Source organism: Aquimarina amphilecti, assembly GCF_900109375.1.
Classification (GTDB): domain Bacteria; phylum Bacteroidota; class Bacteroidia; order Flavobacteriales; family Flavobacteriaceae; genus Aquimarina; species Aquimarina amphilecti.
The window spans coordinates 80,753-93,757 of sequence record NZ_FOAB01000002.1 but is presented as its reverse complement, the minus strand read 5'-3'; the positions used below and the strand labels follow the sequence as shown (position 1 = coordinate 93,757).

Annotated in this window: 13 protein-coding genes; 8 read left to right on the top strand and 5 right to left on the bottom strand. The window is 31.7% G+C overall.

From position 1 onward, the window contains the following. Nucleotides 1-11: 11 nt before the first annotated feature. The 3 genes from BMY33_RS04800 to BMY33_RS04790 form a co-directional block, all read right to left on the bottom strand. Nucleotides 12-698, bottom strand: coding sequence for a TapB family protein (locus BMY33_RS04800; RefSeq protein ID WP_091406257.1), 687 nt, complete (start codon nucleotides 696-698; stop codon nucleotides 12-14). A 13-nt stretch (nucleotides 699-711) separates the two neighbouring features. Beyond that, the gene (locus BMY33_RS04795) at nucleotides 712-1,398 is read right to left on the bottom strand and encodes a hypothetical protein (RefSeq protein ID WP_091406255.1); all 687 of its coding nucleotides are present in this window, start codon (nucleotides 1,396-1,398) and stop codon (nucleotides 712-714) included. Nucleotides 1,399-1,509: 111 nt separating this feature from the next. Further along, nucleotides 1,510-2,238: a metallophosphoesterase gene (locus BMY33_RS04790; protein WP_091406253.1), complete on the bottom strand. Its 729-nt coding sequence runs from the start codon at nucleotides 2,236-2,238 to the stop codon at nucleotides 1,510-1,512. Nucleotides 2,239-2,482: 244 nt separating this feature from the next. On the opposite strand from BMY33_RS04790, the gene BMY33_RS04785 reads away from it, so the two are divergent. Beyond that, the gene (locus BMY33_RS04785) at nucleotides 2,483-3,388 is read left to right on the top strand and encodes an alpha/beta fold hydrolase (protein ID WP_139195588.1); all 906 of its coding nucleotides are present in this window, start codon (nucleotides 2,483-2,485) and stop codon (nucleotides 3,386-3,388) included. 72 nt (nucleotides 3,389-3,460) lie between these two features. Here BMY33_RS04785 and BMY33_RS04780 read toward each other — a convergent pair whose 3' ends face one another. Then, complete coding sequence (locus tag BMY33_RS04780; RefSeq protein ID WP_091406248.1) at nucleotides 3,461-4,600, bottom strand: ATP-binding protein; 1,140 nt, start codon at nucleotides 4,598-4,600, stop codon at nucleotides 3,461-3,463. Between the two features lie 84 nt (nucleotides 4,601-4,684). Then, nucleotides 4,685-5,437: an SDR family NAD(P)-dependent oxidoreductase gene (locus BMY33_RS04775; RefSeq protein ID WP_091406247.1), complete on the bottom strand. Its 753-nt coding sequence runs from the start codon at nucleotides 5,435-5,437 to the stop codon at nucleotides 4,685-4,687. Nucleotides 5,438-5,697: 260 nt separating this feature from the next. Between BMY33_RS04775 and BMY33_RS04770 the strand changes: the two genes are divergently transcribed. From BMY33_RS04770 to BMY33_RS04740, 7 genes are all read left to right on the top strand, one after another. Next, complete coding sequence (locus BMY33_RS04770) at nucleotides 5,698-6,699, top strand: AAA family ATPase (RefSeq protein WP_091406245.1); 1,002 nt, start codon at nucleotides 5,698-5,700, stop codon at nucleotides 6,697-6,699. 90 nt (nucleotides 6,700-6,789) lie between these two features. Continuing rightward, entirely contained in the window at nucleotides 6,790-7,656 is an 867-nt protein-coding gene (locus tag BMY33_RS04765) for a DUF58 domain-containing protein (RefSeq protein ID WP_091406243.1), read from the top strand. Between the two features lie 13 nt (nucleotides 7,657-7,669). Then, complete coding sequence (locus tag BMY33_RS04760; protein ID WP_091406242.1) at nucleotides 7,670-9,331, top strand: DUF4381 domain-containing protein; 1,662 nt, start codon at nucleotides 7,670-7,672, stop codon at nucleotides 9,329-9,331. 2 nt (nucleotides 9,332-9,333) lie between these two features. Further along, nucleotides 9,334-10,338 carry a vWA domain-containing protein gene (locus tag BMY33_RS04755; protein ID WP_091406240.1) on the top strand — a complete coding sequence of 335 codons (1,005 nt, stop codon included), beginning with the start codon at nucleotides 9,334-9,336 and terminating at the stop codon, nucleotides 10,336-10,338. Between the two features lie 16 nt (nucleotides 10,339-10,354). Beyond that, nucleotides 10,355-10,861, top strand: a complete 507-nt coding sequence (locus BMY33_RS04750) for a flavodoxin family protein (protein ID WP_091406238.1) — start codon at nucleotides 10,355-10,357, stop codon at nucleotides 10,859-10,861. An 83-nt stretch (nucleotides 10,862-10,944) separates the two neighbouring features. Continuing rightward, nucleotides 10,945-11,979 carry a vWA domain-containing protein gene (locus BMY33_RS04745; RefSeq protein ID WP_091406237.1) on the top strand — a complete coding sequence of 345 codons (1,035 nt, stop codon included), beginning with the start codon at nucleotides 10,945-10,947 and terminating at the stop codon, nucleotides 11,977-11,979. Between the two features lie 69 nt (nucleotides 11,980-12,048). After that, complete coding sequence (locus tag BMY33_RS04740; protein WP_091406235.1) at nucleotides 12,049-12,912, top strand: tetratricopeptide repeat protein; 864 nt, start codon at nucleotides 12,049-12,051, stop codon at nucleotides 12,910-12,912. Nucleotides 12,913-13,005 lie beyond the last annotated feature (93 nt).

Sequence of the window (13,005 nt, the reverse complement as noted above, 5' to 3'; positions counted from 1 at the left end):
TTTAAGTTAAACTATTGTATTCTAGAAAGAACAGATTTGCTTAATAACTTTCCATTGGCCTTCGTAGTTTCTTGCTGGACTAGACCAACACCTTTAGAAACCCATTGTTTTACATGAAAAATTTGTTTCATACCCATACTCATGTTGGTTTCATTAATATAAGTGATTACATAACAATCAAATGACCCAGCAGATGTAGTAACCCTTTCTTTAGATTCGACTTTTCGTTTTTTTAAGTCTACTGTCATATCAATACTCATTATACCGGCATCAACCGACATAGTTACTTGTCCGTCAGGTAATTGTTGTCCCACGCTGATTGAGTTTGGGATGTCAATGCCTATTCCTTCAATACTATATTCCATGTCTTTGTATTGTTTAAATAATCCTGGGGAAATTATAGATTCAGGGTCTAATGTTGTGGTGCCTCCATTACAGATTGCGGTAAATTGTGTTTCAGCAATGATTTTTTGTTTTTTAGAATCATTTACTGACATATTCATTTTAATTTTAGAATCAGACCCTGAGGAATTGACTTCTAAAACCTCATAATTTGTTTCTGATGTGAGTTTGTTTTTCTTGTTGAAATGTTGGATTGTAATTTTAGTACCTTCTTTAGAAGGATAAAATTGGCTACAATTATTTTGAGCATTAATAGTTATTGTGATTAGTACGATCAGATAAAATATATTTTTCATGATATTGGAGAATTTAAAGATTAAAAATTTTATGAGGATTTATTTGAATTCCGATTGATAAAAGAAGTGGTTGACTGTTTCTGAAATAGATATTATTAGTATCTAAATCAAAGGAGAAACCAAATTGAAAGACAGCTTTTACGTATTTATATCCCACTTTAGTAGTTAATACAGGTTCTATAAATAATCCAGTTCTTTTAACTGAATTTTGATTAAGATTTACTACAGCAAATCGTGTTGTAAAGCTGGTGTCTACAATATCATTTGTTAAACCAATTGATGATTGTATAAAAATTCTATTGAGGTTAATATCTGTGTTTACATCCCAAAGCTCGTTTTCTCTTTCTACTTCCATTTTCCCTAAACCAAACCCGCCATAGGTTTCAAACCTAAAAATGCTGTTTATTTTTGAGTAATATCCAGGTGCGATTTCTGCATAATAATGATCAAATATTTTACCGCTAACATTAGAAGCATTCATAAAATAATTTCCATTCAACTGTAATCCAATGTGATTTGTAATTGCATACGATAATTGAGGATCAAGTCCAGAAGTACCTGAATGAATTGCTACTTGAATTTCTCCTTTTTCATTAAATAGAGGTGTATTTATAGTGTTAGGGACATATGCAGATGTGCAGGAATTAAGCAGTATACACGGAATCACGTAAATAAAGAGATTTGGTATATGCATTTTCATTTTTGATAGTTTTTCTATTTAGTGTTATAACACTTGATTAGGTAAACATAATGCATAAAAAAATCGCTCGTTAAAGCGATTTAAAGTTGACTTTTTTATAAAGTACGATTTTTAATTCCTTCCACTTTCATCAGGATAAAGATTATAAACAGGGTCGCTTTGCCAAAATTCTTTAGTATCTATATCCATCACGGTAAGGGGACCTTTAAAAGCTGCTCCGGTATCCATATTCCAAATACAGGTTGCATTTACAGGCGTTGTTTTGTTTATTCTGGTTACAGGTGTGTGGCCAATATAAATTTCTTCAAAAAGTAAAAGTCTTTTTGGGTAAGTGAGATCTGTTTTTGTAAGTTTTGGGTCAATAGACAGAGCGGTTTCCCATAAAGTTCGATCCCAGTAGAATAATTTACTAAAATATTCTCGATGAGGTCCATGAATATTGGTAAAACCTGCGTGCAGGTATAATCGATTATGATCATCTATATGGTAATTTATGAGATTTTCATAAAAATGAAGATGGGTTTCTATCTCATGTTTTGTCAATTCCATATAAGAATCAATGGTTGCTTGACCTCCATGTTTTATCCATTCAGGATTGTATTTTTTTTCCTTTAACCAAGTATAACAGAGTTCATCATGATTGCCTCTTATAAATATGCAGTTATGTGTTTTTTGCAATTCTATAAGAAACGAAACTAGCGAAGCGCTATCGGTCCATCCATCAACATAATCACCAAGAAAAATTATGGTGTCATCAGTATCTATACTAGCTTTTTTAATTAATTGTTTTAGAGCTTTTAATGCTCCATGCATATCTCCAATAACAAGATTTCTGCTCATTTTATATTTTTGATTTTAAGAGGACTTGAAGATACTATTTTACAACATTTTTAAAGGTATTACAGAGTAGTTAAATGTTATTTTTTTTGAATATTATTTATAAGAGTTCAGATGTAAATAATATTAGAATTAAGAAAGAATAAAATATTTGAAAATTTCTTTAGGGTATTTTGAAGGTTATGTGTTTTGGGAACATAATATAAATCAAAAAAGTCAAGATGACTTTTGTAAAAATTTATCCAAAATGAAAAAAATAATTTATGTGTTTACTATTGCTTTGTTATTAGTCAATTGTAGTAGCGATGACGATGCAGTGCAGTTAGAAGAATCAGACATACAAAATGCGCTTACCAAAATACCAGATGATATTACAAAATTATTTAGTGCTAAAGGAAGTGAGAGTGCCGATACAGTTCTTATCTACGAACAAGGAGGGCCGGATAAGGAATTAGATGATGAATATTTTGAGCTTAACGGAACCTTTAATACAGATTATAATGATTTATTTAAAAATTATTACAGAGTATATATGCATCAAGCGCTTACACTTAATAATGATTTATGTATGAACGAAGCATTGAAAAAGGAACAAGCTGATTTAGAAAACAAAGTTAGTATAGAGATGTTAGATAGAGTTATTAAGAATTTTAAAGCTAAAGGAAAGAAAGTATATGTAATGGGACATTCGTTTGGTGGGTTTTTAGTAACAAAGTATATCGCGGAGAAAGGAAATACTACAGCGGATAAATTTGTAATTATGGCAGCTCGCTTAGAAATGCAGCCAGAAGTACCTGATAATTTTTTGCAAGGGAATCCTTATTATTTTTTAAATGGAACGACACCTAAAGAAGAAGATAGGACAGATCTTTTGGAAGAATATAACGACATAAAACAATCGTGTCCATCTATTTTTTCGTTTTTAGGGGCTATCGGTGGTGAACGTTTTTCTTCAAAGATTACATCAGGGAATTTGTCCAATGTAATTTATGTGTTTGCTAAGGACGATTTTCAAACAGGAGGATTGTTGACTGAGGAAAAAACATTTCTTAGTAATAGAATGGCTAAGGTGATAGAAATTGATACGGGTGGTCACGGAGCCATGTTTAATAGTCCTTATCCACAACAAATTTTTGACTTATTGCAACAATAATTAAAACTTTAAAATAAATAAGAGGAGACATTTTATCTCCTCTTATTTATTTTAAAATGCATGACTTATATTTTAATTGTACCTTACTTTTCTCAAGATCCTCATACTTTCTTTATATAGTGAATATACTTTATTATCAAGATAGTTTTTTAGGTAAGGTTTAGCTTCTTCTAATTTATCTTTTGCTTCACTAAAATCATTAAAATAACATAATAAATAAGTCACAGGAAGGTTTAGAATATCTTTTTGTTCATTTTTTGTTAGCGGCATTTTCTTTTTTAACTTCTCTATTAAGGCGTTATTACTGTTATAAAGATGATGTAAAGTTTTGCGATCAAATTGTGGAGGTTTGAATAATAGTCTGCTTTCAATATCGTAGCTCACATTATTCTTAAACTTTATAGTGACTTCCTCTAAAGGATAATAATCATAGTTGTCCTGTAGTCCGAGTTGGACATATTCTATAATTTTAAACTCTTCATCAGTAATGGAAATACTTACCTCATCAAATTGAGAATAAAATAATTTTACTTGTTCATTAATTAATGCAATATCAACTCTAGAGTAGTATATCTCTTCATTTACTCTTTTTTCTTTAGCAGACCAGCATACTACAAAGTATTCTTTAAATACTTTATATGTTGGATTGTAATCTTTTCGAGAGCTCATAAAATCAAATACTCCGTCTAATGTTAATTCAATATTGTTTTGAGCATGGCTTTCTATAGAGTCTACAATTTCTGAATTGACATCTTTGATTTCTATATCAAATACTTTAGGCATACTGATGCTTCCATCTCTAAAAAACACGCTTCCGCCATAATATTTCCAGATGTTTTTACGAAGAGAGCATAATTTTCCTTCTTGTGAACGAATCGATACTAGTCCTACCACTTTGTCACCAGGTAAATGAGGGAACGGAATGTTTTCATAAGCTACAATTGGAGGATTCGAAAGATAGGCATTCACCAGATTTTGAATTTTACTATCATCAAAAAAGTCTACTCCTATTATCTGATTATCTTCATCTTCAACGCCAATAACAATATATGAGTTGTTTTTAGGATTGGAATTGGAAAGAGCACAGATATGCTTTAGAAATTTAGCTTTACCTTCTTTTTCGCCAATATTGAGCTTGCGTTTTTTGTCGTAAAAACTATTCTCATCATTATGCGCTAAAAGATTTTTTATTAAAAGCCGTTTATTAATCATCCCTCATACATATCGTAATATTCTTTTTCCCTATATAAACTTAGGTATTTTTATCGAGCAATCAATACCTTGGGGATAAAGAAATTATAAACTTTTGTTTACAATTGTACTGTTTGCCTGTGCAGTCGGAAAAACTACAAGATCAGCAATATTTACGTGATAAGGTCTAGTAATTACAAAATTAATAATATCGGCAATGTCTTCTGGTCGCAAAGGATCAAAACCATTATAAACAGTGTCGGCTTTATGATCATCTCCTTTAAACCTGACATTACTGAATTCTGTTTCTACTAATCCTGGATGAATTGCGCCAACCTTAATCCCATGTTTATTAAGATCTATTTGCATTCCTTTATTGATAGCATCAACTGCGTGTTTACTGGCACAATATACATTTCCGTTAGGATAAACTTCTTTACCCGCTATAGAGCCGATATTAATGATATGACCAGATTTTTGCGAAATCATTTTTGGAATTATTGCTTTAGAAACATACAATAATCCTTTCACATTAATATCCAACATAGCATCCCAATCATCCAAATTTCCAGTCTGAATTGGATCAAGACCATGAGCATTTCCCGCATTATTAATCAATATGTCTATTTTGCTAAACTCTAGAGGCAAATTTTCTATGTTTTTAAAAACATTTTCTTTATCCCGAACATCAAAACATAGTGTATGAACTTTTACATTGCTACCTAACTCAGATTTCATTTGATCTAATCGTTCTTGTCGTCTTCCACAAAGTATTAGATTTATATGGTTTTTGGCGAATTCATAAGCCGTAGACTTTCCTATACCACTTGTAGCTCCAGTTATTAATGCTGTTTTCATAAAATTGATGATTTTTCATTTAGATTTTTGCAACATAACATAGAGACTTTCGTCTTTTAGAAACATCATCGCTAAGGGCGATGTAAATTGTTACGTCCGCTTTTTCAGTAAAAAGATCTAAATATACTGTAAAATTTGGGCGTAAGCGTATTTTAAGAAGACACATTTAACCTATAATTAACAAGGAGAAGAAAAATAATTTAACAATTTGCAATGCTGAAACATGAATGTTAAATTCACGCTTTTAAAAAAAAGAATAGATGGAAGAAAATAGTTCTATTGATATTGCTTCAATCAATGAGAAAATACAGAGAGAATCTGCATTCGTAGATTTACTTGCATTAGAGATTAATAAGGTAATCGTAGGTCAGAAACACATGGTGGAACGTTTGCTAATTGGATTGCTGGGACAAGGACATATTTTGTTAGAGGGTGTTCCAGGATTAGCAAAAACTTTGGCAATTAATACATTGTCTAAAGCTGTTCACGGAAGTTTTAGCCGTATACAGTTTACTCCGGATTTATTACCTGCAGATGTTACAGGTACATTGATTTATAATATGAAGGAGAATGACTTCTCAATCAAGAAAGGGCCAATTTTCGCAAATTTTGTGCTGGCTGATGAGATCAACCGTGCCCCAGCTAAGGTGCAGAGTGCTTTATTAGAAGCTATGCAAGAAAAGCAGGTAACTATTGGAGATGAAACGTTTATATTAGATAAACCGTTTTTAGTAATGGCAACTCAGAATCCGGTAGAGCAGGAAGGAACATATCCATTACCAGAAGCCCAGGTTGACCGTTTTATGCTAAAAACAGTAATTGATTATCCTAAGTTAGAAGAAGAACAGTTAATTGTAAGAGCTAATCTTAAGGGTAGTTTTGAAAAAGTAAATCCTGTAGTGTCTATTGAACAGATTCTTACAGCTCAAAAAGCGGTAAGAGAAGTGTACATGGATGAAAAGATAGAAAAATATATTTTGGATATCATTTTTGCTACTCGTTATCCTGAGAAGTATGGTCTTGAAGATTTAAAGCCACTAATCAGTTTTGGTGCATCTCCACGTGGAAGTATTAATTTGGCGACTGCAGCTAAATGTTTTGCTTTTATAAAAAGAAGAGGATATGTAATTCCAGAAGATGTTCGTGCGGTAGTACATGATGTATTGCGTCACCGTATAGGTATCACTTATGAAGCTGAAGCTGAAAATGTAACCTCTGAAGATATCATTAACAAGATTGTAAATGAAATTGAAGTACCATAGTGATTTTTGATTCTAGAATTGCGATTTCAGAATGGTTTTAACCGAATCGTTTGTCGTAAATCAATTAATCATCAATCGTAAATCATTATAATGGATACCAAAGAGTTACTAAAAAAAGTTCGAAAAATTGAGATCAAGACTAGACGCTTGAGTGACCATATATTTGGAGGAGAATATCATTCTACTTTCAAAGGACGTGGTATGACTTTTAGCGAAGTTCGACAGTATCAATTTGGAGATGATGTTCGTAATATTGACTGGAATGTAACTGCTCGCTATAATGAACCATATATTAAGGTTTTTGAGGAAGAACGAGAGTTGACAATGATGTTGATGGTAGATGTTTCTGGGTCACAATTATTCGGAACAAAACAACAATTTAAGAAAGAGATTATTACAGAGATTGCAGCGACATTAGCATTTTCTGCAACACAAAATAATGATAAGATTGGACTGATATTGTTTACCGATGAAATAGAACTCTTTATCCCACCTAAAAAGGGACGATCTCACGTACTACGAATAATTAGAGAATTATTAGAATATAATCCAAAGAGTAAACAAACAAATATTACGGAAGCCTTAAAGTTTTTATCAAATGTGATGAAAAAGAAAGCAATTGTATTTATACTTTCTGATTTCATTACAGATGATTATCAGCAAACTTTAAAAATTGTTGGAGGAAAACATGATGTTACAGGTATTAGGGTATATGATCAACGCGAAGAAGAGATTCCGAACTTAGGGATGGTTCAGATGGAAGATGAAGAAACAGGAGAACTACTATTGGTAAATACTGGTTCTAAGAAAATGAGAATGAATTATGGGAAATATTATCAAGATCGCGTAAATTATTTTAAAGATAGTTTTACCAGAAGTGGTGCAGGATCGATAAGCAGTCGAGTTGACGAGAGTTACGTAAAGAAATTATTAGGATATTTTAAAAGAAGAGGGTAGGCGATAACTAAGAATGAGTAATTATAAAGTACCAATTATTAATAAAACATATGATATTCAGCTTTTGAAAAAAAGTGGAAAGATATTATTTATGATATTCTTTCTTGCTTTTGCTGGGTTTCATGGAAGTGCACAGGTTGCTACGAGTATTGATTCGACATCTATAAAGATTGGTGAAGAAATCAGATATAAAATGCAAGTTGAAGTAGATTCTACAGAGATTGTAATTTTCCCAGAGGGACAAACATTTTCACCGTTAGAAGTTATAGAATCTTATAAGACGGATACTACAAAAAATGGAAATAAATTTAATCTGATTAAAGAGTATGCTTTAACACAATTTGATTCAGGACATTATACTATTCCAAGACAAAAAGTAATGGTTGGTGATTTTGCGTTCTTAACAGATTCCTTGGAGATAGAAGTTCGTGATGTAGTTGTAGATACTACAAAACAAAAAATGTTTGAGATTAAACCATTAGTGGATGTAGATGCTTCTTTTTTAAATTGGAAAAAGTATTTATGGTGGATTTTAGTTCCGTTACTATTAATAGTGTTGATTGCATTTTTTGTTTTGAGAAGGAAAAGACGAAAAGAAGCTAAAGAAGATGAGTTGCCGCCATACGAAAGGGCAATTTTAGCATTACAAAGAATAGATGCATCACAATTATTAGAACAAGACTCTCATAAAGAGTATTATTCACAATTGAGTGAGACAGCACGTAAGTACATTGATGAAGAGGTATATGATCATGCGATGGAAAGTACTACCGATGAATTGATCGCACGACTTGATGAAGAAATAAAAACGGGTTCATTAAATCTAGATAAACATACAATTGAAGAGCTTAAATCAGTTTTAAAAACTGCGGATATGGCAAAATTTGCTAAATCCAAACCGGATATAGGAACAGCAAAAGCGGATAGAAATGTCATTGAAAAAGTAATTAATGAAACTAAAGAAGCAATTCCTGAACCAACAGAAGAAGAATTACTTGCAGACGAAGAATATCGTAAAACTGTTGCAGAGAAAAAATTAAGAAGAAGGATTATTTTCGGAAGTATAGCAGGAGTTGGGGTGATAGCAATTACATTAATGATATTCATTTTTGTAAAGGGCTATGATATTGTGAAGGATTCAATTTTAGGTCATCCAACAAAAGAATTAGCAGATACAGAATGGGTTAGCAGTGCTTACGGGGCGCCGCCAGTTACTGTATCCACTCCAAAAGTATTGATTAGAAATAATTTTCAATTAACTGAAGAACAAAAACAAATCTTAAAAGGAAATGAAACCTTTGTTTATGGAAGTTTAGTTGGGAACTTTTTTATTTCTGTTTCTACCATACAATACAATGAAAAGACAGAAGTAGATTTAAATAAAATTGTTGAAGGTGTTGTTGGTAATTTTGAATCTCAAGGCGCAAAAAATATTACTGTAAAAGATGAAGAGTACGAAACCTTGGGAGGAGCAAAAGGAATAAAAGTTTTTGGGAATTTAGAAGTAGTAAATACGTTGACTAAAAAGGAACAAAAAAACGATTATTTGATGCTTAATTTTGCTGAAAATGGCGGTTTTCAACAAATAATGGTGGTCTATGATAAAGAAGATCGTTACGCTAAAGAAGTTGCTCAACGTATTATAAACTCTGTAGAACTTAGAAATGCCAAATAACTATGTTTGAAAATTTCACATTTGAGAATCCGCAGTTCTTTTGGTTGTTTTTAATACTACCTCTAGCAATTGCTTGGTATATATGGAAGCGAAATAAACAACAAGCTGAACTTAAAATTTCGAGTATTAAGGGATTTAAAGTATCAGGAAGTTGGTTGTCTAAAATAAAACCGCTGTTATTGTTGATAAGATTAATTGCTTTAGGATTAATTATTACTGCTATGGCAAGACCTCGAACTGTTGATGTGTCAACGAAAACAAAAACTACTCGAGGAATCGATATAGTAATGGCTATTGATGTTTCTGCAAGTATGCTTGCTAGAGATTTAAGGCCAAATCGCCTAGAAGCTTTAAAGGATGTAGCCGCAGAATTTATACAAGGTAGACCCAATGATAGAATAGGATTAGTTATGTATGCTGCAGAAAGTTTTACTAAGACACCAATTACCAGTGATAAAGCTATCGTGCTTAGTGCAATGAAGGAGATAGAATATAATAATCTTTTGGAAAATGGAACAGCAATAGGTATGGGACTTGCTACTTCTGTAAATAGATTAAAGGATAGTAAAGCAAAGAGCAAGGTAATTATCTTACTAACAGATGGTTCTAATAATGCTGGTTTTATAGATCCTAAAATAGCTTCTGAATTAGCCGTTGAGTATGGTATCAAAACATATACAATCGGTATTGGAACTAATGGAATGGCTTTAGCACCAGTTGCAATTAGACCTAATGGATCATTTCAATATGGAAATGTAAAAGTGGAAATTGATGAAGAACTTTTGAAAGAAATTGCGAAAGTGACAAAAGGAAAATATTTTAGAGCAACTAATAATAAGAAGCTTGAACAGATATATGAAGAGATCGATAAGTTAGAAAAAACGGATGTAGAGGAGTTTAAGTTTTATAATTACGAGGAAAAATTTAGACCATTAGTGTTATTAGCAGGCTTATTGTTGTTGGTTGAATTTTTGTTAAGATTCACCGTGTTTAGAAGTTTTATTTAAGTAAAAAAGATACTAATTGAAAAAAGGAATCATAGTTCAAGGAAGTTCTCGAAGTAATGGAGATACAAATACAGTAGTTTCTTATTTGAAGAATATGACTGGTTTCGAAGTTGTAGACCTTAATCAAAGAGATATCAACTATTTTGATTACGAATTCAATAATAAAGATGATTTTGAGATTATCTTTAAAAATATCGTTCAGAATTATCAAACAATAGTATTGGTAACACCAGTATATTGGTATACGATGAGCGGAATTATGAAGGTGTTTTTGGATAGAATTTCGGATTATTTATATAAGGAAAAAGACTTTGGTAGGATGCTTAGGGGAAAAGAGATGGCTATGATTAGTTGTAGTAATGATAATGATAGAGTAGAGGAGTTTCCTCTTCCTTTTTCGAGAAGCGCTGAATATTTAGGGATGCAATATTTAGGAGATATACATACTTGGGTTAATGACAATGAAATTTCGGTAGAAGTAAAAGAAAAAATAAATGCTTTTGCTTTAAAAATAAAAAATTAAACAAATATCATACTAAGCTAATTCAAGTTCGGTTGATGTAGATTTAAAATTACAGTAGTTACTGTAAACTAAGAATTATAAAAATGTACCTATTAGAAGAAAAAATATATTTTTGGTTGTTATTGGTAATACCAATAATAGTTGTTTTGTTTCTAGGTGTTTTAATTTGGAAAAAAACAGTTCAGAAAAAATTTGCTGAAAAAGAATTATTAAAAAGATTAAGTCCTAATCAATCAATCTTTAAGTCCGTACTTAAAATTGTGGTCATTTGTTTGGCATTAGCCTGTTTTATAATTGCTTTAGTGAATCCTAAAGTGGGAACTAAATTAGAAACAGTAAAAAGAGAAGGTGTAGATGTAGTATTTGCAATAGATGTTTCAAAAAGTATGTTGGCAGAAGATATTGCGCCAAATCGAATAGAGAAATCTAAACAGTTAGTGACTCAAATTATCAATAATTTAGCAAGTGATCGTGTAGGTATAATTGCATATGCGGCTAGTGCGTTTCCGCAACTACCTATAACAACGGATTATGGGTCTGCTAAAATGTTTTTACAGTCAATGAATACCGATATGCTTTCTTCACAAGGAACAGCAATTAATGAAGCTATAGAACTGGCAAAAACGTATTATGATGATGAAGAACAAACCAATAGAGTGTTATTTATCATAAGTGATGGAGAAGACCATGAAGGAAATGTAGCATCGATAGCAGAAGAGGCAGCAAAGGAGGGAATTAAAATATTTACGATAGGAGTTGGGACAACTAAAGGAGGCCCAATTCCGATAAAACGTAATGGAATTGTACAATCATACAAGAAAAATATTCAGGGAGAAACAGTTATTACAAAATTAAATACGACAATTTTACAGGAAATTGCAAATGAAGCAAATGGTACATACATTGATGGTTCTAGTACAAATGCTGTAGTAGAGAATGTTACAGAATTATTACAGGGTATGGATAAGAAAGAGTTTGAAGCAAAGCAGTTTGCCGATTTCAAGGACCAGTTCCAGTGGTTTCTGGGTGTAGGTCTATTATTATTGTTTTTAGATATTTTCTTATTAGAAAGAAAAACATCTTGGGTTAAAAGGTTAAACTTGTTTAACGAAGAATAAGTAGTGAGTAATAGGATGTTGTTGCACTAAGTTTTTTAAGTGTTTAAACAGTACAAAAATATAAACGTTATGAAAAATTTATTGATCATAGTATTATGTTTTCAATTCGGGATTAGCTTTTCGCAAGAGGAAGATAGAATAGAAGCTATAGCAGAGGCAGATCGATTTGTAGCGACTGGTAATGAAGTGTTGGTTAAAGATGGTAATTTTCCAAAAGCAGAAGGAGAATATAGAAAAGCTATATCTAAAAACCCAGTAGATGCGACTGCAAAATATAACTTAGCAAATGCTTATTATAATACTGAAAAGTATGATGAAGCGCATCAACGTTATACTGAAGCTGTGAAAACTGCTACATCAAAAGTAGAAAAACATAAAGCATTCCATAATCAAGGGAATACGTATATGGAACAAAAAAAATATAAGGAAGCGGTAGCAGCTTATAAAAACGCTTTGCGCAATAATCCTAAAGATGATGAGACACGATATAATTTAGCTTTGGCAAAACAATTACTAGAAAAGCAACAAAACGAAGATAAAGGCGGGGACAAGGATAATAAAGATCAGAATAAAGAAGATAATAAGGATAAAGAAAATAAGGATAAGAAAGAAGGAGAAAATAAAGAGGATAAGAAAGAAGGAGAGGACGATAAGGATAAAAAAGGAGATAAGGGAGACGATAAAGAGGATCAAAAGGGAGATGACAAGAAAGATGAAAAAGGAGATCCTAAGGATGAAGGCAAAGATAAGAAAGAAGGAGAAGGTAAGCCTGAAGAACAACAGAAACAACCTCAGCAAGCGCAAGGTCAGTTATCTCCTCAGCAGGTAAAAAGCCTACTTGAAGCTATGAATAATGAAGAAAGAAAAGTACAGGATAAGATAAACGCCAAAAAAGCTAAAGGAACAAAAACAAAAACCGAAAAAGACTGGTAAGTTGATGAAATCAATACGACTAAAAACCAATTAAGTTTTATAATAATTATTTTAGTTTTTAACGATTTTATTTGATGCCAAAAAGGATATAAG